Here is a 23428-nt window from a genome sequence, read left to right as displayed (position 1 = left end):
GTCCACGGGCCGGTGGACGTGCGTGACGGGGTAAGTCGTTCTACCGATTCAGAGGTCGAGCCGGGTCAGCTCGATGCGCCGGGACACGCCGAGTTTCCGGAACGCCCGGTACAGGTGGTGGCCGATCGTGCGGGGGCTCAGGAACAGCCGGGCCGCGATCTCCCGGTTGCTGTGACCGGCCGCGGCGAGCCGGACGACCTGGAGTTCCTGCGGCGTGAGACGTCCGCGCGGGTCGGTGGTCCGCGCGGCGGCCGAGGGGGCTCCGAGAACGTCGAGTTCGGCGCGGGCACGGGCGGCCCAGGCGGCGGCGCCCAGCCGGTCGAACGTGTCGCGTGCCCGGACGAGTTCGGCCGCCGCGTCGGCGCGGCGACGGCGGCGCCGGAGCCATTCGCCGTAGACCAGCCTGGTGCGGGCCTCGTCATACGAGCCGGGCCGATGCAGCCCGAGGGCCTCGGCGAACGACTGCTCGGCCCGGTCGTCCGGGGCGAGCAGGGCGTGGCAGCGCCGGGAGAGGGCCAGGACGGGGTCGCGGCCGGTCTGCCGCGCCCAGCGGTCGAACCCGGGCAGATGGTCGCGCCCGAGCTCGTGCCGTCCGGCGCGGGCGGCCGCCTCCACATGGTCGGGGACGGCCCGGATCACGACGTCGTACCGGGCCGGGCCGCCGCACACCGCCTCGAGGCGGTCGAGCGCCGCCGCGGCGCGTCCGGACGCGAGGTCGAGGACGCTCAGGCCCCAGAGCGCCAGCGCGGTGGCCGGGGGGTGGAACGCCGCGCGGTCCAGGACGCCGCCGGCCAGTTCCCGGCATCGCTCCTCGTCGCCCAGGGCGGCCGCGTTCCAGACCTCCATCGTCTCGTAGATGGTCGTCTGGATCCGCATGCCGAGGTCGGACGCCAGCGAGAGCCCCTCGGACACGGCCGTCCCGGCGTCGCGCAGGTCGCCGCGCATCATCGCGCCGAGCGCCTCCCCCTCCAGCAGGTAGGCGAGCCAGGTCAGGGCGCCTTCGGCCCGCATGTCGTCGGAGGCGGCCGCCAACACCGTCGCGGCGGTGTCGTCGTCCCCGATGAGCAGCGCGCTGTACGCGGCGCAGAGCCGTTCGAGATAACCGTCCACCTCGCCGTCGCGCACCGTCCGGACCAGCGCTCGCATCGGCGGGACAGCGGATTCCGGCTCGCCGCGCAGCAGGTCCGACCAGCCGATCAGACCGCCGGCCAGGACCCGCGCGGTGGAGCCGTCCGGAAGGTCGAGGCCGCGCAGGTCATCCGCGCAGCGGCCCATCAGGTCGTGCGCGCAGGCGTCCCGGGCGGCGAAGACGGCCTCGGTCAGCATGGAGGTCGCCGCCTCGGGATCCACGGCCGAGACGATCTCGGCGGCGTCGAGCGCGAGGGCGGCGTCGGCCGCCGGGCCGGTCGCCTCGTACTCCACCTGGGCGCGGATGAAGGTCATTTCGGCGGCCAGGCGGGGGTCGCCGGTCGAGGATCCCGCCTCGGCGGCGAGCCGGGCCGCCCACGCGGGACGTCCCGCGTCGTAGGCGGCCCGGGCGGCGTGCACGATGCGGCGGGCCCGTGCCTCGCCGTCGGTGCTGAGGCGGGCCGCGCGTTCGTAGGCCGCCGCGACCGCCATCGCGCCGCCTCGCTCCTCGGCCCGGCGGGCGGTGCGTTCGAGTTCGGCGGCGACCTCCTCGTCGGGGCCCGTGGCCGCCGCCGCCTGGTGCCACGCGCGGCGGTCGGCGTGCCACCGGCCCGACAGCTCCGCGGCCAGCGCGGCGTGCACGGTGAGCCGCTGGTGATGGGGCGCGGCCTGGTACACGACCGAGCGGACGAGGGGGTGCCGGAACCGCACCTCGTCGCCGGAGACGGTGACCAGCCGCGCGCGCTCGGCCGCGTCCAGGTCGGCCGCGGCCACACCACAGCGGGCGGCCGCGCGCAGGATGACGTCCAGTTCCGCGCTTCCCTCGGCCGCCGCCACCACCAGGAGCAGCCGGGTGGCCTCGGGCAGCGCGGCCAGCCGCGACCGGAAGGCCTCCTGGACGCGGCCCGCGACCGGAAGGGGCCCCACGGCGGCGCCGGGCACGGCGTCCGCGCCGAACTCGATGATCGCGAGCGGGTTGCCCGCCGCTTCGGCGAGCACCCTCCTGGCGGTCGGCGTGGCCAGCCCCGGTGACCGCGCGTCCAGCAGCCGCCCCGCGTCGGCCTCGTCCAGCGCGGCGAGCCGCAGCCCCGGGACGCCCTGGATCGGCGACCGTTCGCCGTCGTCGCGCACGACGAAGATCATGGCGAGCGGGTCGGCGCCGAGGCGGCGCGCGGCGAACTGCAACGCGTCGGACGAGGCCCGGTCGAGCCACTGGACGTCGTCCACCACGCACAGCAGGGGACGCTCGCCCGCGATCTCCGCCAGCAGCGTCAGCGTGGCCGCGCCGATCAGGAACCTGTCGCGGCCTCCGGCGCTGGAGTCGGCCAGCCCGAACGCGCCGCGCAGCGCCTCGGCCTGCGGCCCCGGCAGCGCGTCGAGATGATCGAGGTGGCGACGCAGGAGCGAGTACAGGGCGCCGAACGGGATCTCGGCCTCGGACTCGACGCCGAGCCCGTCGATCACCGTCATGTCGCCGGCCGCCGCGACGGCGAACTCCACCAGCGCCGACTTGCCGATTCCGGCGTCGCCGTGGATCGCCAGCGCGCCGCTCCGCCCGGCGCGGGCCTCGTCCAGGAGTTGGCCGATCCGCCGCTGCTCAGGCTCGCGCCCCACCAACATGCGCCGAACCTTACCCCAGGTCAGGAATGTCCTGGGGGAGCTCTAGCGGGCCGTCCGGGTGATGGGGGCGCCGTTCTTCCAGACGGTCGCGATGTCGCGCATGGCGGTGATGTCGCGGGTCGGGTCGCCGTTGACGAGCACCAGATCGGCGCGCAGGCCGGGACGGACGCGGCCGCGGTCGGCCAGCCGGTAGGCCGTCGCTGGCGCCGAGGTGGCCGCCGTCAGCGCGGCGGTGGGGGACAGCCCGGCCCGGACCAGCAGTTCCAGCTCGACCAGCAGGCTCAGCCCGTGCGCGATGCCCCACGCGCTGGAGTCGGTGCCCGTCACGATCGGGACGCCCGCACGGTGCAGGGCCCGGACGTTGTGCGAGGCGATCTCCAGCTCGTCCGGCCAGGCCGAGGACCAGTCCTTCGCCAGGAGTTCCCGCTGCGTCGCCGAGACGAAGGGCGCCACCCGGTCGTCGGCCAGGACGGCGGCCAGCGCCGGGTCCACGGCCTTCCCGGTCGACCGCGAGCTCCAGAAGGTCAGGGTCGGGGTGACGAACGCGCCGCTCCGCGCCGCCAGGGCGAGGACGTCATCGTCCACCCGGGTGTCGCTGAAGACATGGACCAGCCCGCTGCCGCCCGCCCGCAGGAACGACCGGGCGAACTTCTGCTTGCTGACGTGCGCCACGCTCGGCACACGGCGGCGCCGGGCGGCGGCGACCAGCGCCGCGATCTGGGCCTGGTCAAGGATCTCCAGCGCGGTGCCCTTGTCCAGGTCGGTGTCCTCCAGGGCGAGCTTGAGGTGGTCGGATCCCTCGGCCAGCCGCCGGTCGACGAACGCCGCCGGGTCGTCGTCCTTGGTGAGCACGGGGAAGTCGAGACCCTCCCCGGTGCCGACGCCACCCGGGACGGTCACCCAGGTGCCAGCCGTCCACAGGTCGGATTCGCTGGTCGGGCGGTAGGAGCGACGCTGCCTTCTATAGGGGCCTTGGGCCTTCAGGTCGAAGGCGAACATGTCCAGCTCGGTCGTCACGCCGAAGCGCGGACCGTCGGTTCGCCCGCCCCGCACGTGGTGCACATGGCCGTCGATCATGCCGGGCAGCAGCGTCCGGCCCCGGCCGTCGTGGATCTCCATTCCCCGGGGCACCGCGTTGCCCGGCACCACCGCGACGATCCGTCCGGCGGCGACCACGACATGCCCCTTCTCGATCACTCGCTCGCCGTCGAAGATCCGGACTCCGGCGATGGCGAACGGACGCGACGACGCGGCCGACGCTTCGGGCAGCCGCAGGACGCCCGCCGCGGGCAGGGCCAGCCCCGCGGCCAGCACCCGGCGACGCCCCACCGTGTTGGACGGGCAGGAGGCTCCATGGAAAACGCACACGATCTGAACTCCTTCGTTCGGGGGGAGAGCTCAACGCTCCGCCGGGCGGTAGATCCGGAGGAAGGCGCGGATCGCGCTGCCGACCAGATCGTCGATCTCGGCGTCGGCAAGGGGCCGGGTGCCGAAGAACGACCGGCTCTGCGGCGGGTTGCACACCAGGGCGGTGAGGTGACGGGCGGCCTCGTCGGCGTCCGGGATCGCGAGCAGCCCCCGGTCGCCGATCCGGCGGAGGTGTTCGGCGAGCACCCGCCCGCCCCTGGCGGAGCCCGCACCGCGCCACGCCTCCACCAGGGACGGGAAGTGGGTGGCCTCGGCGATGACGAGCCGGAGCAACGCCGGATGCTCGGGGAAGACGACCGTCAGCCGCACCCAGTCACGGCCGAAGGCGTTCAGATCGGCCTCCAGGTCGGTGACGTCCCCCAGATGCCGCTCGGCGATCTGGACGAACCCGGCGATGACCGGGGCGACCGTCTCCTCGATCACCGAGAGGAAGAGCCGTTCCTTGTCCGCGTAGTGGTTGTAGACGGTCCTTTTCGACACCCCGGCGGTCGCCGCGATGGCGTCGACGCTCGCGCGGGCGAACCCCTCGCGCAGAAAGACCTCCCGCGCGGCGAGGACGATGGCCTCGCGCTTCTCGGCCAGCAATCCACGCCGACCGATCGCTTCCTGCGCCACGAACGCCTCCTCACCTCGACATCAAGGTAAACCATACAGTGCACAAGCATACTCTGCACTGTTTAGTTTACCCACGAAGGGCGAGGACTGCGTCCTTGTCGCCCGTCACCCGGAGGCCTTTTCGCTGCGCGTCGGCTGCCGGAAGGGTGCCCGCCAGGTAGCCGAGGACGGCGTCCGGGGGGCCGGTCAGGACGGCGTCGGCCATGCTCGTCCGGCCCAGGCCGACCTCCAGCCGACCGGCGGCGGACGTCACCAGGATCGGTTCGTCTCCGGTGTCGATGAGCACGCTCGATCGTCCGGCGGCGGTGGGCGCGGACAGCAGGGCTCGAAGCGCGAGCACGAGCCATCGCGAGTGGAAGACGTCGTCGTCCTCGGCCTCGTGCGCGAAGCGCAGACCCCAGCGCACGAGTTCGCCCATGACGGGGCGCAGTGCCTCGCCGTCGGGCGTGAGGCGGTAGGTGGCGCCCTCGCGCTCCACGATTCCGTGCTCCTGCGCGTCCCGCAGCCTGCCGGTCAGCAGGTTGGTCGCGATCCCGGGCAACCCCTGCCGCAGTTCGCCGAACCGCCGGGGGCCGAGCAGCAGCTCGCGCACGATCAGCAGGGTCCACCGGTCGCCGATGACGTCGAGCGCCCGTGCCGCCAGGCAGAACTGTCCGTATGTCCGCATGGTGTCCAGAGTGCCGGACTCGCTTGACTTTTTCAACTTGTTCACTTCATTATTTAAAGTATCGACTGAAGGAGAGCGTGATGACGACGATGCGAGTGTTGGTGGCGGACCGGATGGGTGAGCCCGGCGAGGTGTTGCGGGTGCTGGAACGTCCCGTGCCCGCACCCGGGGCGGGCCAGGTACTGGTTCGGGTGCACGCCTCCCCGGTGCACGCGAGCGACCTGCACATGATGCGCGGACGGTACCCGCTGACCCCCGAGTTCCCGGCCGTGCTCGGGCTGGAGTGCGTCGGAACCGTCGTCGCGGTCGGCGACGGCGTCCCGGGGGAGCGGGTCGGCGATCGGGTGGTGACCGTGGGCGTCACGGGAACCTGGCAGGAGTACATCGTCGTGGAGGCCGTCCGGGCGGTGACCGTCCCCGAGGGCCTGGACGACTCCACCGCCGCCCAGCTCGCCATCAACCCGCTGACGGCATGGCTGCTGGTCACCGAGGAGCTGAACGTCGGCACCGGCGAGTGGCTGCTGCAGACGGCCGCCGCCTCGACCGTCGGCCGCCCGGTCGTGCAACTCGCGAACCATCTCGGGTTCCAGACGATCAACGTCGTGCGGCGTCGCGAGGCGGCGGACGAGATCCGCGCGCTCGGCGGCACCGAGGTGATCAACACCGCCGACGAGGACCTGCGGGCCGGGGTGAAGTCGATCGGCGAGGTCCGCAAGGCCATCGACTGCGTCGCCGGACAGGTCGGCGCCGACGTCTTCCAGTCCCTCGGCGCGGGCGGGGAGCAGGTCGTCTACGGCGCGCTGTCCACGCACCGCCAGACGGACCCGGCGGCGTTCACCCTCCCCGTCCCCGCACCCGACCTGATCTTCGGCACCAAGAACCTGCGCGGGTTCTGGCTGTACCGATGGCTCACCACGACCCCCGCCGCGCGGATCCAGGGAGCGCTCGCGGACGTCGTCGGCCTCGTCGCCAAGGGCGTCCTGACCATTCCCGAAGGCAGGCCGTTCGGCCTCGACGACGCCGCCGAGGCGGCCCGCACCGCCGAGAGCGCGGGCCACGGCTCCAAGCCCCTGTTGGTGTTCGACTGAGGGTGTTAAGTAACACAAAGTGACAAGCCGCATTCTGTGGGTAGCCATCAGGCATGGATGAGGGTGAGGGGCAGGCGCTCGAACAGAGGTGGGCCGGCTCGTCGGGTGACGGGTTGGCCGCGGCGGGCGGCATCAAGGCGGCGATGTCCTCCTACGACCGCGTCGCCGCCGGCTATGACGATCATCTGGGCGGGATGCGGCGCGGCCGGGCCTGGGCGGCGAAGGTCGCCCCGCATCTGGTTCCCGGCGGCCTGGTGGCGGACCTGGGCACCGGTACCGGGACGCTCGCCGCCGCGCTCGCGGAGGAGGGCTGGCCGGTCGTCGGCCTCGACTACTCCCACGAGATGCTCAAGCGCGCCCGCGCCCGTATCCCGAGGGTCGTTCAGGCCGATGTCGCGCGGCTGCCGCTGCGTTCGGGCTCCTGCGCCAATCTGCTGGCGACCTGCGTCGTGGACGTGGTCGACAGCCCCGAGGCGCTGCTGGCCGAGGCCGCGCGGGTGCTGCGTCCCGGCGGGCGGATGGTCGTGATCTCCTCGATCGTGCGGCGGCCGTCCGATCCGGTCGGCCGCATCCGGTTCGACCTGCAGACCGCCCTGCGCGGCGGGCCCCCGCCCGACCGCCCCGACGTGCTGCGCGAGATCGCCGCGCGTGCCGGGCTCGTCCTCGACGGGGTGGCCGGGAGCCTGGAGCGCCGGACCGCCTACGTTCCCAACGACATCGCTGACCGCATCGAACGCCGCCAGATGCACATCCATCTGCTGTGCCGCGCCGACGCGGCGGCCTGGCGAAACGTGGTGGCACCGGCGGTCCAGGCGCTGCGGGACCTTCCGCACCCGGACCGGCCCCACCCCCAACACCAGACGTGCGAGGTCATCGTTCTGCGTCGACCCGCCGCGTCCTGAGGCGGGCGGGAAATGAGTGGCCCGGTCGCCGGGGCGTGGGTAGGTTCGCGGCGTGGGGGAGATCCGAGGGACGTGCGAGGGCCGGTTCGACGGGGTGGCCGAGGCGCTGGCGGCCTCGCTGGACGCCGACGACGTGGGCGCCTCGGCGGCGGTGTACGTGGACGGCGAGCCGGTGGTGGACCTCTGGGGCGGATACGTCGACCCGGACCGCAGCGTGCCGTGGGAGCGCGACACCATCGCCAGCGTCTGGTCCACCACCAAGCCGATGACGGCGTTGTGCGCGTTGGTCCTCGCCGACCGCGGTGACCTCGACCTGGACGCGCCGGTCGCGCGGTACTGGCCGGAGTTCGCGGCGGCGGGCAAGGCGGGAGTGCGCGTCCGGCACCTGCTCGGGCACACCGCGGGCCTGCCGTCCTGGGACGAGCCGCTCACGGCGTCCGACCTCTACGACCGCCGGGCCGTCACCGCGTTGCTGGCCGCCCAGGCGCCGCATTGGGAGCCGGGCACCGAGGCGGGCTATCACTCGATCACCTTCGGGGTCCTGATCGGGGAGGTCGTCCGCCGCGTGACCGGACGCGACCTGGGCGCGTTCTTCGCCGACGAGGTGGCCGGGCCGCTGGGCGCCGACTTCCACATCGGGCTGCCCGCCGAGCACGACCCCCGTGTCGCGCCGCTGATCGCCGCGCCCGAGGGCGACAGGCCCGACGGGTTCCCGGTCGGGGTGTCCGACGCCAACACCGCGGCATGGCGGCGCGCGGGAATGCCGGCCATCGGCGGCTTCGGCAACGCCCGCTCCGTCGGCGCGATCCAGTCGGCGCTGGCGTGCGGAGGCGTGGCGGGCGGCGTCCGGCTCCTGTCGGAGGCCGGCTGCGAGCGGGTGTTCGAGGAGCAGTTCAGCGGGGAGGACCGCGTCCTGGGCGTGCCGGTCCGCTGGGGGATGGGCTACCGGCTCGAAGGCCGCACGTGCTCGTGGGGAGGATGGGGCGGCTCGCTGCTCCTCGTCGACTTCGACCACCGGATGACGGTGTCCTACGTGATGAACCAGGTTCTCTGGGACGAGGGCCACGGCAGGGCGCTCGGCATCGTCCTGGCCGCCTACGACGCGATCTCCGCCTAGCCGAGGCGGAGCCCGTCCGGCGTTCTTGGTCAGTTCTTGCGGCCTACGCCGCAGAAGCGGTCGACCATGGGCGGCTCGTCGAACGGGGAGTGCTCGGGACGCCAGCGGTTGCAGGACACGACACCGGGCTCCAGGAGTTCCAGGCGGTCGAAGAAGCGGGCGATGCGCTGGGGCGTGCGCCAGGTGCCCGGGGGTGTGCCGTGCTGGTTCCAGTGCTCGATCGCGGACCGCATGCGGTCGCCGGTCGCTTCGAGGGTCATGTCGGCCACGGCCAGGTAGCTGCCGGAGGGCAGGCCGTCGATCAGCCGGTCGATGATGGCGATGGCGTCGGCGTCGTCGCGGATGTGCCACATGATGCCCAGCAGGGTGACGGCGATCGGCTTGGTGAAGTCGAGGGTCCGGGCCGCGCCGCGCAGGATGGTGTCGGGGTCGCGGACGTCCGCCTCGATGTACTGGGTCGCGCCTTCGGGGGAGCTGACCAGAAGGGCCCGCGCGTGCGCCAGCACCAGAGGATCGTTGTCGACGTAGACGATCCGGGCGTCCGGTGCCACGCGTTGGGCGACCTCGTGGGTGTTGTCGGCGGTGGGAAGGCCGGTCCCGACGTCCAGGAATTGGCGAATGCCCTGTTCACCGGCCAGAAAACGGACGACGCGTCCCAGAAAGGCCCGGTCGGCGCGGGCGTTGGCCACGATCTCGGGGATCATCTCGGCGATCCGGTCGCCCGCCTCCCGGTCGACGGGGTAGTTGTCCTTGCCTCCCAGCCAGAAGTTCCAGATCCGGGCCGAATGCGGCCTGGACGTGTCGATCTGCGGGTGTGAATTCACGGCCGACTCCTGCTTCCCGGGTGCGCGTCCAGATTGGCATTATCCCAATGCGCTGTTCTGGAGAAGCGGAAAAATCCGACTCAAGAGTTCAGCAGGATTTGCGGGCTGAGTTGCTTGATCTGCGCGTTGGTCCAGCGCATTTGGCGCAGGGTGTCGGGATGGCACCGCTGGGCCAGGGCGAGCAGCTCGCCGTCCCTGGACGCCTGTGCGGTCTGGGCGACCATCTCCCAGCCGAGGGACACCGCCGCGGCGTCCAGATGGACCTGCCAGAGGTCGTGGAGCAGGGCGAGACCGTTGTGCGCGGGCGGTTCGTTCGCGGTCTCGGGTTCGGGGACGCCGTCGTGCGGCGGCGGCGCCGCCTCGGCGATGCTGGGCAGGTGCGCCTTGGACCAGGCGGCCAGGTCGCGGGCCACATGATGGATCTCGTGCTCGGCCGGATGGCGTTCCGCGAGGCGTTCCAGGCGGCGGGCCAGGCGCGCCTCGTCCTGGTAGAGGCGCCGCAGGACCAGGGCGACGCTCATGGGCGTCCCAATCGGGTGATCCGGGCCGCGCCGGTCTTGAAGATGGGTTGCTTGGACGCGGGATCCCAGTCGGTGGGGGTGAGCTCGTTGGCCGCCCGGTCCCTTTCCGGCTTGGCCTCGGAGCGGTCCCAGTAGCCGTAGTGGAAGGGCAGGAAGAGCACGCCGGGACGGATCGCGGTGATCCGGGCGCGGGCGTGCACCCGGCCGCGCGGGGTGGAGATCTCCGCCAGGTCGCCCTCCGCCAGGCCGTGGGCGCGGGCGTCCTCGGCGGAGATCTCCACCCACACCTCCGGCGCGGCGTCGTTGAGCCGAGGGACGCGTCCGGTCTTGGTCCGGGTGTGGAAGTGGTAGAGCGTCCGGCCCGTGATCAGGGCGAAGGGGTACCGGTCCCCGGGGGCCTCGTGCGGCGGCAGGTAGGCGGCGGCCTTGATGACCGCCTTGCCGTCCGGATTGAGGGCTCGGTACTCGACGGGTTCGACGGGCGTTCCGGTGACCAGGTCGCGGCCGTAGCTCTCGCATTCGTCCGGGCCCGCCCGGAACCGTCCGCCGGAGTAGAGGCGTTCGGTGCCGTCGCCCGGCCACTGGATCCCGCTCGGGCCGCGCAACCGGTCGTAGGTGATGCCGGTGTAGTCGCAGGGACGTCCCGCCGAGCACCGCTTCCACGCCTCGAACGCCGACTCGGGATCGGACCAGGTCACCAGGGGTCCGCCGTCCTTGTCACGGAAGTCCATCCGGCGCGCGAACTCCAGGAGGATCTCCAGGTCGGTCCGGGCCTCGCCGGGCGGCTCGACCGCCTTCTCCAGCAGATGGACGGTGCGGTCGGCGTTGGTGATCGTGCCGGTCTTCTCTCCCCACGCGGCGGCCGGCAGGACGACGTCCGCGAACTCGGCCGTCTCGGTCAGGAAGAGGTCCTGGACGACCACGAACAGCTCGTCCCGAGCCAGGATCGAGCGGATCCGCTCCAGCTCGGGCATCGAGACGGCCGGATTGGTGCCGCTGATCCACAGCAGCCGCAGCGAGCCCTGCTCGGCGTACCGGAACATCTGCATGGCGTGCGTCGGCGGCGCGAAGTGCGGGATCCGCTCGGCCTCGACGTTCCAGATCCCGGCCAGCTCGGCCACATGGGCGTCGTTGGCCCAGTTGCGGAAGCCGGGAAGGTCGCCGTCGGCGCCGCACTCGCGGGCGTTCTGCGCCGACGGCTGCCCGTTCATCTGCAGCACCCCGCAGCCCGGACGGCCCAGCATCCCGCGGACCAGATGCAGGTTGTTGACCTGCACGGCCGCCGCCGTCGCCTGATGGGACTGGTAGAAGCCCTGAAGCACCGTGGACGTCAGCCGCCGCGCCCGTCCCAGCAACTCGGCCGCCCGCCGGATCTCCCCGCCCGGAACGCCGCAGATCTCGGCGGCGCGTTCGGGCGGGTAGTCGCGGACGCGTTCCTCCAGCTCGGCGAAACCGATCGTGTGCCGGTCCAGATAGCCGCGATCGATCCGGCCCGCGGCGATGATCTGGTGCAGCAGGCCGTTCATCAGCGCCACGTTGGTGCCCGGAACCGGAGCGAGATGGACGTCGGCCTCCCGCGCGACCGGCGTGGGACGCGGATCGACGCAGATGATCGCGGGCGGATCCGTCCCGGCGCGCCGGTCGAGGACCCGTGACCACAGCACGACCTGCGTCTCGGCCATGTTGTGCCCGAACAGCGCGATGACGTCGGCGTGGTCGAGATCGGAGTAGGAACCCGGTTGGCCGTCGCAGCCGAACGACTCCTTCAGCGCCTCCGCCGCCGTCGCCGTGCACAGCCGCGTGTTGCCGTCCAGGTGGTTGGTGCCGATCCCGGCGCGCGCGATCACCGCGAGCGTGTAGTACTCCTCGGCGACGAGCTGGCCGCTGGTGTAGAAGCCGATCGAGCCCGGGCCGTTCTCGTCCAGCAGGGTTCCGCAGGTCCGGGCGACGCGGTCCATGGCCGCGTCCCAGTCGGCTTCGACCAGGCGGCCGCCCTGGCGGACCAGCGGCCGGGTGAGCCGGTCTCGGGAGGTGCCCTGCCAGCCGTACAGATCCTTGGGATCGAGCCTGCCCCGGTTGACCCGGTCGCCTTCCCGGCCGCGCACGCCGACGATCCGGCCGTCCTTGACCGCGATGTCCATGGCGTCGCCATCGGAGTGCAGAACCGACGCCGACGGCACCCAGCGTTCGACCTCGTCGGCCGTGACGTACTCGTCGACGCGCGCGGGCCAGGACTCTCCCGAACCGTAGGGGCGCCGCGTCCCCCACGGCTCGGCGATCCGATCCACTCTCAGCCGGCCAGGCGCTTGCGCAGAAGCTCCTTGCCCTGCTCGGCCCCCTTGCGGCTTTCTCCCTGGGCACGCTGGAAGAAGCTGACCAGTTCCTGGTCGCCCTCGCGCTCGGCGTCCTTGATGTAGGTCTCCAGGCGCAGAGCGTTGCTCAGACACGCCTCGGTGAACCAGATCAGGTTGTAGTCCTTGTCCTTGGTGCCCGTGACCTGACCGGTCTCTTCGGTCGCCATGAAGCCTCCTCTTGATGGTTGGGATGCCTCGCCTACCCAGAAACAGGAGGAACTATCAGAACGCCGTCGAATGTGTAGCGGCCGCCCGAGGGGTACAGGGAAACGTGGAGTCAAGAGAAGGGAAAGAACCATGCGTCGTATCAGCGCCGCACTTCAGGCCATCATTTCCACCATCATCAACGTGATCACCCTGCCATTCCGCGTGCTGGCCCGTCTCCTCTCGCCGCGCCGCCGGACCCATCGCCGAGGCGTCTAAGAGGGTTCCGAGTTGCCCAGCCGCTGGATCAACGGCTCGATGAACCAGAGCCACGCCGCCAGCAGGGCCCCGCACGCGGCGGTGATGACGGGGAGCAGGCCGTCGAAGAGGTAGTCGACCACCATCATGGTGGCGGCGGTCATGGACACGGCCAGGGCCAGCGTGCCGATCAAGCCGTAGACGTTCGCCCGATGAACCAGGGGCTCCTTCAGCCCCCGCCGGAACAGAACCCGGTGCTGCGACACCGGCGCGATGAAGAACATCGACGCCACCGCGGCGGCCACCAGCGAGACGTAGTAGAGCCAGCGGTCGAACGAGTCGGTCTTGGCGAAGCCGACCGAGAACGGGACGGTCAGCAGGAAGGCGAACAGCACCTGCACACCCGTGACCGCCACCCGGAAACCCTGCAACATCTCGACGAAGTTGCGGTCCGCGCGCTCGGCGGGCGTCTCCGAACGTCCGTTGAAGGGCGCCGGTTCGGGCTGTTCGGGCACGCTGTGCTCCTCTCGACGCAGGTGTGATCGAGCGTACGCCTCACGCCGATCACGGCAGCCGCCCGGGGCACCGCGTTAGACCCTCTAGCAAACGCGATTGACACTCACACCCTCCATGCGTTACAACTTATAACGAACGCAAGTATAAGTAACGCATGGAGGGTGTCATGAGCGTCGAAGGACTGGTCGAGGTCGTCCTGCCGGGCAAGGTCGAGCCGGAGGGCCTGCGAATCCGGCACGGGGACGTCCCCGCCCCCGGGCCGGGCCAGGTTCTGATCCAGATGGAGGCGACCGGCGTCTCCTTCGCCGAACAACAGATGCGCCGCGGCCGCTACTACGACCAGCCCGCCTTCCCGTTCGTCCCCGGCTACGACCTGGTCGGCACGGTGCTGGCCACCGGCCGGGACGTCGAGCCCGCCCTGACGGGCACCCGAGTCGCCGCGCTCGTCAAGGTCGGCGGCTGGGCCAGCCACGTCCTGGTCGAGGCCGCCGACGTCGTGCCCGTCCCCGACGGCATCGATCCCGCCGAGGCGGAAACCCTGGTGGTGAACGGCATCACCGCCTGGCAGATGCTGCACCGCAAGGCCCGCGTCCAGGCCGGGCAGACCGTCCTGGTGCACGGCGCCACCGGCGGCGTCGGCTCGGTCCTAGTCCAACTAGCCCACGCCACAGGCGCCAAAGTCATCGGCACGGCCTCGTCCCGCCACCACGAGACCCTACGAAACCAGGGCGTAATCCCCCTCGACTACCGCGCACCCAACCTCACCGCCCAGATCCGCGCCCTGGCTCCCAACGGCGTGGACGCCGTCTTCGACCACGTAGGCGGCCCCGGCATCCTCGACTCCTGGCGCCTGCTCGCCCCCGGCGGCACGCTCGTCTCCTACGGCAGCGCCGCCACCCGAGACGACGAGGGCTCCAAGCAGTGGCCCGTCCTCAAACTGATCGCCCGAGTCTCACTCTGGAACGCCCTCCCCAACCGCCGCCGCGCCTACTTCTTCAACATCTGGGCCGGACGCTCCCTGTCCAAAACCCGCTTCCGCACCCGCCTCCGCGCCGACCTCACCCAGGTCTTCACCGCCCACCAACGCGGCGACATCACCGCCAAGATCGCCACCCGCCTCCCCCTAACCCAAACCCCCAAAGCCCTCCGCCTAGCCGAATCCGGCACAGTAACCGGCAAAATCGTCCTAACCCCATAACCCCGAACCTCGGCCAGCACAGAGAGGACCACCCGTGATCTCCAAGTCCGAGCGGGCCAAGGGGAACACGGACAAGGACGACTGGTACGCCATCGCCGGTGTTCGCCTGCTGTTGACCCTCGACCTGCGGGTCGGCACATGGTCCTTGCACAGCCACCCAGGCGAGGACGGGTACCGGGGATCACTCAGCGGCGAGTACGGAGAACAGATCCCTCTACCGGAGCCGTTCTCCTTCGCCCTCGACACTGCCGACCTGCCCCGCTACTCCGAACGCCCCTGAGCAACTGCGAGTCACTGGCGGATCTTGCTGAGGAAGTCGGCCCATTCGGTGTGGCTGAGTTCCAGGATCGGGCCCTGACCATCGGCCTTGGTGTCGCGTACTCCGATCGTGCCGCGGTCCGAACAACCCACTTCGACACAGTCGTCCGATGGATGGCACTTGATGGACCTGCGCCAAGACGTGTGATGCCATGTCATGCGGAGTGCCCTCTCTGGCTGATCTCGTCTGCGAGTTCATTGAGCATCGTGAGACTGCTCACTTCAGACAGTGTGAGGCCCCGCATGTACTCGTACATGTGGGTGTAACGACCGAGTTGCTCTGGCTCGGTGTAGAAGAAGTGGCCTCCGTCCGTCCCGACGGCGACCATTGGCGGGTCGGCCGGGTCGGGGAACGTGTAGAGGACGAACTGAGACCGAGGCAGTGGTTCTCCGACCGACCCGGTGATGAGGGGAAATACTCGGATGCTCAGCTGGGGATGCTCCTCGGCTATATGGATCATGTGAATCAGTTGTGTCCGCATGACCTCCGTCGGGACGCTGAATCGGCGGAGGCCGACCTCATCAAGGATGACCTCGTAGTGTGGCCCGCCGTCGCGAAATCCTGATCGCTGTCGGTCTGCACGGGCCTGGATGGCGCGTGCTGGGTCGTAGCTCAGGGGGCCTTGAGCTTTGCCTATGTCGACGAGTGCCCAGGTGTATTCAGGCGTTTGCAGCAGGCCCGGCAGGACGCCGGGCTGGAACTCGCGCAATCTTTCGGCGCCCGCTTCGATGTCGGCGTAGATGCGCTGAAGGCTGCCCATGGCATCGCCGTACTTGTCCCACCAGCCCTTCTTGGCGGCGTCGGCGGCGAGTTCCAGGTAGCGACGCCATTCGGTGTCGGGGACTCCGAGGGCGCGGAGGATGTTCAGGACGTCGGTCAGGTCGGGGCGGTTGTGGGCGTTCTCCAGCTTGGAGATCTTGACGCGGGACTGGTGGATACGGGCGGCCAGTTCGTCGGCCGTCAGCCCCCGGCTTTCACGCAGGGCGCGCAACTCGAAGGCGAGTCGGCGGCGGCGTATATAGGGGCTGCTCACGCTCGTTCTCCCTGCCCAGGTCGGCTAGATCTGATCGCCACGATAGGCAAGGAAGCATCACGCTGGGTGGCGGTTCTCAGCCTCGCGTGGGGTGCTGGTGGATCGTGACGTGCGGCTTGGGGAACGTTCGCGAGCCGGTCGTACGGCCCCGGAACGTCGGCCGCGGGACCCGTCGCCCGGCGCATCGTAGGAATCGGCCGGACGAGCAGTCGGAGGGGCCGAAAGCGAGACGCCGACCATCGCGGTGGGTGGACTGGGCTTGACCGCGCCGGGTGACCGGCCGAACACCGCTTACGGAGTACGCCGATGCTGCTCGCGATGCCCCAGCCTGCCTCGTCCCTCCCTGAGATGTACTGGCAGCGTTCCTTTCCCGGCCGACCTGATCAGGCCGGGCAGGTCCGATCCTTCCTGCGCGTGCTTTTGCCCGCTCACCCGGGGCTGGACGACGTGCTGCTGGCGGTCGCCGAGCTCGTCGTCAACGCCATCAAGCACAGCCGCTCCGGCGAGCCCGGCGGCATCTTCCGGGTCGCGATCGTGCTCGACTCCGACGGCATCGCCGTCTCCGTGACCGACCAGGGCGGCCCGGGTCGTCCCACCGGCCGCGCGCCCGGCGGTCTCGCCGAGTCGGGCCGCGGCCTCGCCCTTGTCACCGCGCTTTCCGCCCGCTGGTCCTGGTCCGGCACCGACCAGTCCCGCACGGTCACGGTGTGCTTCTCAGCTGGCGGGCAGTGATGTGTCCCAGTAGGGGCGGGTGTGGGCGGCGGCGTTGCGGAGGGCGCGGGTGTCGAGTTCGACGAAGGTGAGATCGATCCCGGCGAGGGGCCATTCGACGGCGAATTCCAGCGACTCGGTCTCGGGCAGCGGCCAGAGCCACAGTTCTTCTTCGGATTCGAGTTCGCCGTCGCCGTTGCTGGATCCGCTGCCGCCGGACGCGGAGAGCACGGGGCCTTCCGGGGGGTGGTCGCCTGGGTCCCACGCGGCGAAGTCGTCGGCGATCGCCACGGCCCTGGTGCCGTCGGCGAACCGGACGCCGTAGCGGCGGATGTGGTCGGGCAGCTTCGCGCCCTTGCGCAGGTGCGACTGAGAGTGGCCGAACAGGGCCGATTCGATGGCGAACCAGCGATCGTCGCTCATGTCGCCGCGGCGTGCGGCGACGCGGAGGTGGAACTGGATTCCGGTCTCGAAGACGGTGGCGTGCGTCAACGCCACGACGACGTTCGGGGTGCGTGCCGCGAGCAGGTCGAGGGGGACGACCGCACCGAGCGTGTGGGGCGGCGGCCCCTCCCAGGGCTCGGGAACGTACTCGAAGTCGTCGTCTCCGTCTTCGGCAGTGGCGGAAATGGCAGAGAAGAAGTTCATGTCGCTCCTGAACGACTTGTGCGGGACGGGCTCGTCCTCGGTCGGAGGGTCGGGGAGGTGCACCGTGCCGCAGAGGAACGTCGCATCGCTGATCATGGCCTCGGTCACCCTGACCCCGGTGAGCCGTTCGGCCAGTGCGAACGCGGCTGTGGTGGTCGGGCCGATGTCCTCGCGGTCTTCGTCCAGGACGAAGCCGATCCGCTCCATGTCTTCCAGGAGCGCATCGGGGCTGCTGCCATCGCGCTGGTAGGCGAACAGGGGCTCGAAGCTCAGCCGGGGGTCGCCGTCCTCGACCCAGAGGAACGAGCCGACCCCGTTGCCTCCGTTGTAGCGGTGCGAGACCAGCCGGGTTCCGGCCGACGCCGATATCGCGACTTCGGGAGTCACGCCCAGATGGCCGTTCACCTCCAGGCCCAGGGTCCAGTCACCGTCCGCCCCGGGCACCGTTGTGGCCCCGATGAACTGGACGTCGCCGTGGTGCGGCTCGTCCCAGCACTCGAAGGAGCGGTCGAAGAAATCCTGGTCGAGCGGTAGGGCGTCGAACGTGATCTGTGCGCCCAGCCGAGCCAAGAACTCGCGCGGCGTGACCCCGCGCACCAGCGTCAGGCAGTACGCCGAGAACAGGCCCTCGCCTTCGCTCTCGACGTCGCCCCAGGCGTAGTCGGCGGCGACGGCTCCCCGCCCGGCATGCGATCCCACGGGATCACCCTATGAGCCCTCACCTCCCGCCCGCGGTGACCGCGTTCGGCCAACAAGGTCCGACTAGACCGGGTTGAGGGCGGTGGGGAGGAGGCCTAGGGGTGGGGCGCCGAGGGTTAGGAGGGCCTTGTGGAAGCGGGGGAGGGTGAAGTCGGGGCCCCAGGTGGCCTTGGCCTTTTCGCGGAGGTCGAGGACGGCCATGCGGCCCCAGGTGTAGGTGAGGGTCATGGGGTCGCGTAGGACGCGGCGGGCGGCGAGCTGGGCCGCGTGGGGTGGGACGAAGGCGTCGGTTTCGAAGCGGGTGGTGGCTTCGGACAGGGTCATGGCGCCCGTGTGGAGGCCGACCGCGCAGGTCAGTCTGGTGATGCGGAGCAGGGCGTCGCGGGCCACGGCGATCTCGAAGCGGGGGTCGCCGGGGCAGAAGTCCTCTTCCAGGGCCAGCTGCTCGGTGTAGTGGGCCCAGCCTTCGGTGAAGGTCTCGGAGAGGAGCGTGCGGCTGATCTCGCCGGGGACGCGGCGCAGGGCGCGGCCGTGGGAGAAGTGGCCGGGCGCGACCTCGTGGATGACGATGTTCGCCAGGCCCGCGCGGTAGTAGTTGGTGAGCCACTGCCGCTGCTGTTCGCGCGGCAGGGACGGGGACGGTGGGGTCACGCGGAACCAGCTGGGGCCGTCGGGTTCATGGGGGGCCGCGCACGTCATCGTGGCGACCTCCCAGTAGTGGCTGGGAGGTGTGGGGCCCACGAGGCATTCGCCGTCGTCATACGGGACGAGTCCGGCCGCCCAGTCGCGGGCCTCGGCGACGAGGGCGCGGGCGGCGGCGACGAGGTCGTCTGGTTCGGGGTGGTCGGCCTGGAGGGCTTGGACGGTCGCCCGGGGGTCGGCGGAGGCGTCCAGGCGGCGGCATGCCTCGTCCAGGCGGGTGCGCCAGAGGTGGCGCTCGGTCTCGGCGCGGTCGGCGATCCGGTCCAGGTCGACCTCGATGGCCTCGGTCGCCGAGAGGAGGCGGGTCAGGGCCTGCCGTCCCATGGGTTCAAGGGGGGCGGTGGCCTTGTCCAGGTGGGCGATGAGGCGGTCGAGCGCGGAGCTTGCGGCGGGGTCGGTGACGTCCAGGCGTTGGGCCGTCTCGATGGCGTCCCGGGCGTGGTCGGCCGACACGTTGTCGAGGGTCGCGATGGCCGCGTCCACGGCGTCCGGCCAGGCTCGCAGGTGGGCGCGCACGGCCTCGGCGCGCTGTTCGGCCGGGGCGTACGCGCGGTCGTAGCAGGACAGGTCGAGGTTGGCGAGGTGGAGGGCCGGGTCGCGGCGGTGCTGTTCCAGCTCGCCGAACCGGACGCGCAGTGCCTCCTCTGCCGCCGCGAGCCGGGCCTCGTCGCGGCGGTCGGCGCGGGGCTCGCCGCCGAGGGCGGCCAGGCCGCGCCGGACGCCGTCGGCGGACAGATCCTGGAGTACTCCGTCGTAGTGGTGCAGGCCGGCCTGCTCGCGGGCGGCCGGGATCGTCATCGAGCAGATCGCTCGCAGTCGTGGGTCAGCGGTCATGTGACCGAAGTCGATCACCCGGGGTGGTCCCCGGACAGGGCCAATTCCGTGCTCGGACGCAGGTCCGATCGGTTATCGGGCCGGAACCGCGTCGGGTTGTTCCTCCGACTCCTCCTCGCCCAGGGGACGGATGGATCGTAGAAGGGTGAGGGAGACGGCGGCGAGCAGCAGCATCATGACGGCGCTGGTGACGGCGACGGCGGCGAGGCTGTCCATGAAGGCGTCGTGGGCGTTGGCGATCACGGTGCCGGCCAGGCGCTCGGGGAGGTTCCCGGCGGCGGACACGGCGGCGTTGACCGAGTCGGCGGACGCGGCCGGGGCGCCGGGCGGGACGTCCATGGACGCCTGGTAGACGGCGGTGCCGACGCTGCCGAGGACGGCCACGCCCAAGGAGACGCCGAACTCGCCGCTGCTCTCGGCCATGGCCGACGCCGAGCCCGTGCGGCCCGCCGGGGCGGCGTTGACGACCAGGTTGAGCCCGAGGACGCTGACCGGTGCCGCGCCGAGGAAGGCGATGACCAAGCCGACGATGACCAGGGCGCGCGAGTCGGCGAAGGCGACCAGCAGGATTCCGGCGGCGCTGACGGTCAGGCCGGTGCCGACGATGACGCCGGGACGGTAGCGGCGGGCCAGGGCGGGCGTGGCCAGGGACATCGCGCCGAGTGCGAGCGCGGGGGCCATGAGCCACAGGCCCGCGCGCAGCGGCGAGAAGCCCTCGATGGTCTGGAGGTACTGGCTGACGAAGAAGTAGATGCCGCCCTGCATGATCATGACGAACAGCAGGATGACCATGGCGGCGGTGAAGGAGCGGCCGCGGAAGAGGCGGAGGTCGAGGAGCGGGTCGTCCAGGCGGTTCTGGCGCGCGGCGAACAGGGCTCCGACGGCCAGCCCGGCCGCGATGGAGAGGTAGGGGGTCGGGCGCCCGGTGTCCTCGGCGAGTTCCTTCAGGCCGTAGATGATCGGGATGATCGCGGCGAGGGACAGCAGGACGCTGAGCGGGTCGACGCGGCCGCCGGCGGACGTCCCGCGGTGTTCGGGCAGCAGCAGCGGGCCCGCGACCAGCAGCAGGACCATGACGGGGATGCCGAGCAGGAACACCGAGCCCCACCAGAAGCGCTCCAGCATGACGCCGCCGACGACGGGGCCGAACGCGGCGCCGCCCATGAAGCAGGCGGTGAAGACGCCGACGGCCGTGGCGCGCTGGCCCGTGTTGGTGAACATGGTGCTGATCAGCGCGAGCGCGGGCGGCGCGAGCGCGGCGCCCGCGACGCCGAGGAGGGCGCGGGCGGCGATGATCATTTCGGGGCTGGTGGAGTAGGCGGCGAGCGCGGAGGCCACGCCGAAGGCGGCGGCGCCGATGAGCAGCAGCCGGCGGTGCCCGAAGCGGTCGCCGAGGGCGCCCATGGTCAGCAGGAATCCGGCGACCATGAACCCGTACACGTCCATGATCCACAGGAGCTGGGTGCCGCTGGGTTCGAGGTCGGCGCTCAGGTGCGGCATCGCCAGGAACAGGACGCTGTTGTCGATGGCCATCAGCAGCACCGGCAGGGCGAGGACGGCGAGGCCGGCCCATTCGCGTGCGCCGGCCCGCGTGCCCGGCGCGATATCGGAAGACATGGAGGCGAGCCTTTCTGGAAGGGTGATGCCCCCAATCTGCGGCGGAGCGGTTATGGCGGGATTCGGATCCGCTTACGGCGGGTTAGCTTGTGTGCATGCGCTTTGGGGTGCTCGGCCCGCTGGAGGTGGGGACGGACGACGGCCGTCCGGTCGTGGTGCCCGAGCTGAAGGTCCGGGTGTTCCTGGCGGCCCTGCTCGTCCGGGCGGGACGGCGGGTGTCCTATGACCGGCTGATCGACGATCTGTGGCCGTCGGACGCCCCCGGCAAGCCCGTCAACGCGCTGCGGGTGAAGGCGTCGCAGCTGCGCCGGGTGCTGCGGGAGGCCGAGCCGGACGGTCCCGAGATCATCATGTCGAGCGCGTCGGGCTACGTCCTGGACGTCGAGAGGGACGCGGTCGACGCGCGCCGCTTCGAGGCGGAGGTCGCGCGGGCCGCGGAGGTGGACGATCCCCGGGGCAGGGCGGCAATCCTTGCCGGTGCCCTGGCGCTGTGGCGGGGTCCGGCGTTCGCCGGGTTCGAGGACGAGGAGTTCGTCCGGCCCGCGGTGGCGCGGCTGGAGGAGTCGCGGCTGGCGGCGCTGGAGGATCTGGCGCGGGCGCGGCTGGCGCTGGGCGAGCACGCGGCGCTGGTCGGCGAGCTGGGCGACCTGGTGCAGGAGCACCCGCTGCGGGAGCGGTTCAGGGGCGCGCTGATGCTGGCGCTGTACCGGTCCGGACGGCAGAACGAGGCGCTCTCCTGCTACCGCGAGCTGCGCGAGCGGCTCCGCGAGGAGCTGGGCCTGGATCCGGGGCCCGAGCTCGCGGCGCTGCACCAGGCGATCCTGGAGCACGACGCGGCACTGGACGCGCCGCCCCGGACGGTCACGACGCCGCGCGCGACCGTCCCGGCTCCGATGACGGCGCTGGTGGGACGGGACGACGACGTCGCGGCGCTGCGGGCGGCGCTGGATTCGTCCCGCCTGGTGACGCTGGCCGGGCCGGGCGGCGTCGGCAAGACGCGCCTGGCCGTGGAGGCGCTGCGCGAGCGTCCGGCCGGAACGGTGGTGTTCGCCGAGCTGGCGCCGCTGGCGCCGGAGACGTCCGCGCCCGAGGACGTGGCCGAGCTGGTCGCGGCGGCGCTGGCATTGCCGGGCGGCTGGCGAGACGAGCCCGCAGGGGCCGCCGACCGGCTGCCCGCCGTGCTGGACGACGGGAAGACGCTGCTGGTGCTGGACGGCTGCGAGCACGTGATCGAGCCGGTCGCCAAGCTTGCGGACCTGCTGCTGAAGTCGGCGCCGGGCCTGCGGATCCTGGCGACGAGCCAGGAGCCGCTGGCGATCTCCGGCGAGACGGTCAGGACGGTGCCGCCGCTGCCACGAGACGCGGCCGTGCGGCTGTTCACCGAGCGGGCGGCCGCGTCAGCTCCCGGGTTCGCGCTGGACGAGACCAACGCCGACGCGGTGGCGGAGATCTGCGCGCGCCTGGACGGCCTGCCGCTCGCGCTGGAGCTCGCGGCGGCCCGGGTGCGGGCACTCGGCGTCCACGGCCTGGCCGAGGGGCTCGACGACCGGTTCCGGGTGCTGAACGGGGGCCGCCGGGGCGGGCCGACGCGGCACCGGACGCTGCGGGCGGTGATCGACTGGAGCTGGGAGCCGCTGTCGGAGCAGGAGCGCGCGCTGCTGCGGCGGATGGCGGTGCACACCGGCGGTTGCACGCTGGGCGCGATCCAGGAGGTCTGCACCGGCGACGGTGTGGACGCCGCCGACCTGGTCGATCTGCTGGCCCGCCTGGTCGACCGGTCGCTGGTCGTCCCCGCCGAACCGGGCGGCCCGTGGGGCGCCCGCTACCGGCTGCTGGAGTCGGTGGCGACCTACTGCCTGGAACGCCTGGCCGAGGCGGGGGAGCGCGACCGCGTCCAGGCTCTGCACGACCTGTACTACACGCGGGTCGCCGAGTGCGCGGAGGCGTTCCGGTACGGACCGGCGCGCCGCCGGTGGCTGGTGCTGCTGGACGCCGAGTCGGTCAACCTGCGGGCGGCGCTGGAGTCGACGCTGCGGCGGCGGGACGCGGCGATGGCCCTGCGGCTCACGGGCGCGATGGCCTGGTACTGGATCCAGCTCGGCCGCCTGGACGAGGCGCGCAGGTCGCTGGAGCTGGCCCTGGTCGAGGCGTCGGAAGACCTGCACCGCGACGGCCTCGCCCGCGCGGGCGGCGACCCGGAGCTGGCGGCCCGGGCCCTGGAGGGGCTGGCCTCGGCGCGCCTGCTGGGCGGGCGCGACCGGCACGCGGCGCGCCTGCTGGGCGCGGCGGCGGCGACGGGACGGCCCGGCACCGGTGCCGTCCGGCTGGTCGCGGCGGTCCGCGCGTCCCTGGGCGAGGACGAGTTCGCCCGCGAGTTCGAGCGGGGCGGGTCCACACCCCGCCCGATCTTGTTGACTGATGCGCTTACAGGAGTCGGGGTCCTCCCATAGATTCGCCTTGAACGGGCTGTCTGGTCTAGGGCGAG

Annotated in this window: 22 protein-coding genes; 8 read left to right on the top strand and 14 right to left on the bottom strand. The window is 71.7% G+C overall.

Going from position 1 to position 23428, the window contains the following annotated elements; genetic code table 11:
- Positions 1–48: 48 nt before the first annotated feature.
- The 4 genes from ACQPY4_RS33435 to ACQPY4_RS33420 form a co-directional block, all read right to left on the bottom strand.
- Positions 49–2748 (bottom strand): helix-turn-helix transcriptional regulator, encoded by a 2700-nt coding sequence (locus tag ACQPY4_RS33435; protein ID WP_433327814.1) that lies wholly within the window; start codon positions 2746–2748, stop codon positions 49–51.
- Between the two features lie 42 nt (positions 2749–2790).
- Positions 2791–4116 carry an amidohydrolase family protein gene (locus ACQPY4_RS33430; protein WP_433327812.1) on the bottom strand — a complete coding sequence of 442 codons (1326 nt, stop codon included), beginning with the start codon at positions 4114–4116 and terminating at the stop codon, positions 2791–2793.
- Between the two features lie 30 nt (positions 4117–4146).
- Complete coding sequence (locus tag ACQPY4_RS33425; protein ID WP_433327810.1) at positions 4147–4791, bottom strand: TetR/AcrR family transcriptional regulator; 645 nt, start codon at positions 4789–4791, stop codon at positions 4147–4149.
- A gap of 67 nt (positions 4792–4858) precedes the next feature.
- Positions 4859–5458 (bottom strand): winged helix-turn-helix transcriptional regulator, encoded by a 600-nt coding sequence (locus ACQPY4_RS33420; protein WP_433327808.1) that lies wholly within the window; start codon positions 5456–5458, stop codon positions 4859–4861.
- Positions 5459–5538: 80 nt separating this feature from the next.
- On the opposite strand from ACQPY4_RS33420, the gene ACQPY4_RS33415 reads away from it, so the two are divergent.
- The 3 genes from ACQPY4_RS33415 to ACQPY4_RS33405 are packed head-to-tail and all read left to right on the top strand — an operon-like array spanning position 5539 to position 8565.
- Entirely contained in the window at positions 5539–6546 is a 1008-nt protein-coding gene (locus ACQPY4_RS33415; protein ID WP_433327806.1) for a zinc-dependent alcohol dehydrogenase family protein, read from the top strand.
- Between the two features lie 53 nt (positions 6547–6599).
- A complete protein-coding gene (locus ACQPY4_RS33410) occupies positions 6600–7448 on the top strand; it encodes a class I SAM-dependent methyltransferase (protein WP_433327804.1) in 849 nt (282 codons plus the stop codon).
- Positions 7449–7500: 52 nt separating this feature from the next.
- The gene (locus tag ACQPY4_RS33405; RefSeq protein ID WP_433327802.1) at positions 7501–8565 is read left to right on the top strand and encodes a serine hydrolase domain-containing protein; all 1065 of its coding nucleotides are present in this window, start codon (positions 7501–7503) and stop codon (positions 8563–8565) included.
- A gap of 29 nt (positions 8566–8594) precedes the next feature.
- Here ACQPY4_RS33405 and ACQPY4_RS33400 read toward each other — a convergent pair whose 3' ends face one another.
- From ACQPY4_RS33400 to ACQPY4_RS33385, 4 genes are all read right to left on the bottom strand, one after another.
- The gene (locus ACQPY4_RS33400; protein WP_433327800.1) at positions 8595–9389 is read right to left on the bottom strand and encodes an SAM-dependent methyltransferase; all 795 of its coding nucleotides are present in this window, start codon (positions 9387–9389) and stop codon (positions 8595–8597) included.
- 80 nt (positions 9390–9469) lie between these two features.
- Positions 9470–9910 (bottom strand): hypothetical protein, encoded by a 441-nt coding sequence (locus tag ACQPY4_RS33395; protein ID WP_433327798.1) that lies wholly within the window; start codon positions 9908–9910, stop codon positions 9470–9472.
- A complete protein-coding gene (locus tag ACQPY4_RS33390; protein ID WP_433327796.1) occupies positions 9907–12198 on the bottom strand; it encodes a molybdopterin oxidoreductase family protein in 2292 nt (763 codons plus the stop codon). Before ACQPY4_RS33390 ends, ACQPY4_RS33395 begins: the two co-directional genes overlap by 4 nt.
- Before the next feature lie 2 nt (positions 12199–12200).
- Positions 12201–12431, bottom strand: coding sequence for a hypothetical protein (locus ACQPY4_RS33385; RefSeq protein WP_433327794.1), 231 nt, complete (start codon positions 12429–12431; stop codon positions 12201–12203).
- Positions 12432–12561: 130 nt separating this feature from the next.
- Between ACQPY4_RS33385 and ACQPY4_RS33380 the strand changes: the two genes are divergently transcribed.
- Positions 12562–12687 carry an LPFR motif small protein gene (locus ACQPY4_RS33380; protein WP_433327792.1) on the top strand — a complete coding sequence of 42 codons (126 nt, stop codon included), beginning with the start codon at positions 12562–12564 and terminating at the stop codon, positions 12685–12687.
- Here ACQPY4_RS33380 and ACQPY4_RS33375 read toward each other — a convergent pair.
- The gene (locus ACQPY4_RS33375; RefSeq protein ID WP_433327790.1) at positions 12684–13181 is read right to left on the bottom strand and encodes a DUF6328 family protein; all 498 of its coding nucleotides are present in this window, start codon (positions 13179–13181) and stop codon (positions 12684–12686) included. The genes ACQPY4_RS33380 and ACQPY4_RS33375 overlap by 4 nt on opposite strands.
- A 167-nt stretch (positions 13182–13348) precedes the next feature.
- On the opposite strand from ACQPY4_RS33375, the gene ACQPY4_RS33370 reads away from it, so the two are divergent.
- Both ACQPY4_RS33370 and ACQPY4_RS33365 read left to right on the top strand, forming a co-directional pair.
- Positions 13349–14380 carry a medium chain dehydrogenase/reductase family protein gene (locus tag ACQPY4_RS33370; RefSeq protein WP_433327788.1) on the top strand — a complete coding sequence of 344 codons (1032 nt, stop codon included), beginning with the start codon at positions 13349–13351 and terminating at the stop codon, positions 14378–14380.
- A 34-nt stretch (positions 14381–14414) separates the two neighbouring features.
- Entirely contained in the window at positions 14415–14660 is a 246-nt protein-coding gene (locus ACQPY4_RS33365) for a hypothetical protein (protein WP_433327786.1), read from the top strand.
- Between the two features lie 11 nt (positions 14661–14671).
- On the opposite strand, the gene ACQPY4_RS33360 is transcribed toward ACQPY4_RS33365, so the two are convergent.
- Together ACQPY4_RS33360 and ACQPY4_RS33355 are read right to left on the bottom strand one after the other, a co-directional pair.
- Positions 14672–14791, bottom strand: a complete 120-nt coding sequence (locus ACQPY4_RS33360; protein WP_433327785.1) for a DUF397 domain-containing protein — start codon at positions 14789–14791, stop codon at positions 14672–14674.
- Between the two features lie 62 nt (positions 14792–14853).
- On the bottom strand, positions 14854–15732 hold the full coding sequence (locus ACQPY4_RS33355) for a helix-turn-helix domain-containing protein (RefSeq protein WP_433327783.1): 879 nt from the start codon (positions 15730–15732) through the stop codon (positions 14854–14856).
- 306 nt (positions 15733–16038) lie between these two features.
- On the opposite strand from ACQPY4_RS33355, the gene ACQPY4_RS33350 reads away from it, so the two are divergent.
- Positions 16039–16464, top strand: coding sequence for an ATP-binding protein (locus ACQPY4_RS33350; protein WP_433327781.1), 426 nt, complete (start codon positions 16039–16041; stop codon positions 16462–16464).
- Here the strand turns inward: ACQPY4_RS33350 and ACQPY4_RS33345 are convergent.
- From ACQPY4_RS33345 to ACQPY4_RS33335, 3 genes are all read right to left on the bottom strand, one after another.
- On the bottom strand, positions 16447–17790 hold the full coding sequence (locus ACQPY4_RS33345) for a DUF6461 domain-containing protein (RefSeq protein ID WP_433327779.1): 1344 nt from the start codon (positions 17788–17790) through the stop codon (positions 16447–16449). The two genes, ACQPY4_RS33350 and ACQPY4_RS33345, sit on opposite strands and share 18 nt — an antisense overlap.
- A 63-nt stretch (positions 17791–17853) precedes the next feature.
- Positions 17854–19326, bottom strand: a complete 1473-nt coding sequence (locus ACQPY4_RS33340; RefSeq protein ID WP_433327777.1) for a DUF885 family protein — start codon at positions 19324–19326, stop codon at positions 17854–17856.
- A gap of 72 nt (positions 19327–19398) precedes the next feature.
- Complete coding sequence (locus tag ACQPY4_RS33335; protein ID WP_433327775.1) at positions 19399–20943, bottom strand: MFS transporter; 1545 nt, start codon at positions 20941–20943, stop codon at positions 19399–19401.
- Between the two features lie 95 nt (positions 20944–21038).
- Between ACQPY4_RS33335 and ACQPY4_RS33330 the strand changes: the two genes are divergently transcribed.
- Positions 21039–23393: a BTAD domain-containing putative transcriptional regulator gene (locus ACQPY4_RS33330; RefSeq protein WP_433327773.1), complete on the top strand. Its 2355-nt coding sequence runs from the start codon at positions 21039–21041 to the stop codon at positions 23391–23393.
- Positions 23394–23428: the final 35 nt, after the last annotated feature.

The sequence above is a fragment of the Spirillospora sp. CA-294931 genome (genome assembly GCF_050946795.1).
Taxonomy (GTDB): domain Bacteria; phylum Actinomycetota; class Actinomycetes; order Streptosporangiales; family Streptosporangiaceae; genus Spirillospora.
This window is presented reverse-complemented; position numbering and strand designations above follow the sequence as displayed.

What these genes read in the sequence shown, in the direction of transcription:
- ACQPY4_RS33435 (WP_433327814.1), bottom strand. Translation starts at nt 2,748, where the DNA reads ATGTTGGTGGGGCGCGAGCCTGAGCAGCGGCGGATCGGCCAACTCCTG.
- ACQPY4_RS33420 (WP_433327808.1), bottom strand. Translation starts at nt 5,458, where the DNA reads ATGCGGACATACGGACAGTTCTGCCTGGCGGCACGGGCGCTCGACGTC.
- ACQPY4_RS33415 (WP_433327806.1), top strand. Translation starts at nt 5,539, where the DNA reads ATGACGACGATGCGAGTGTTGGTGGCGGACCGGATGGGTGAGCCCGGC.
- ACQPY4_RS33410 (WP_433327804.1), top strand. Translation starts at nt 6,600, where the DNA reads ATGGATGAGGGTGAGGGGCAGGCGCTCGAACAGAGGTGGGCCGGCTCG.
- ACQPY4_RS33395 (WP_433327798.1), bottom strand. Translation starts at nt 9,910, where the DNA reads ATGAGCGTCGCCCTGGTCCTGCGGCGCCTCTACCAGGACGAGGCGCGC.
- ACQPY4_RS33385 (WP_433327794.1), bottom strand. Translation starts at nt 12,431, where the DNA reads ATGGCGACCGAAGAGACCGGTCAGGTCACGGGCACCAAGGACAAGGAC.
- ACQPY4_RS33380 (WP_433327792.1), top strand. Translation starts at nt 12,562, where the DNA reads ATGCGTCGTATCAGCGCCGCACTTCAGGCCATCATTTCCACCATCATC.
- ACQPY4_RS33370 (WP_433327788.1), top strand. Translation starts at nt 13,349, where the DNA reads ATGAGCGTCGAAGGACTGGTCGAGGTCGTCCTGCCGGGCAAGGTCGAG.
- ACQPY4_RS33350 (WP_433327781.1), top strand. Translation starts at nt 16,039, where the DNA reads ATGCTGCTCGCGATGCCCCAGCCTGCCTCGTCCCTCCCTGAGATGTAC.
- ACQPY4_RS33340 (WP_433327777.1), bottom strand. Translation starts at nt 19,326, where the DNA reads ATGACCGCTGACCCACGACTGCGAGCGATCTGCTCGATGACGATCCCG.
- ACQPY4_RS33335 (WP_433327775.1), bottom strand. Translation starts at nt 20,943, where the DNA reads ATGTCTTCCGATATCGCGCCGGGCACGCGGGCCGGCGCACGCGAATGG.
- ACQPY4_RS33330 (WP_433327773.1), top strand. Translation starts at nt 21,039, where the DNA reads ATGCGCTTTGGGGTGCTCGGCCCGCTGGAGGTGGGGACGGACGACGGC.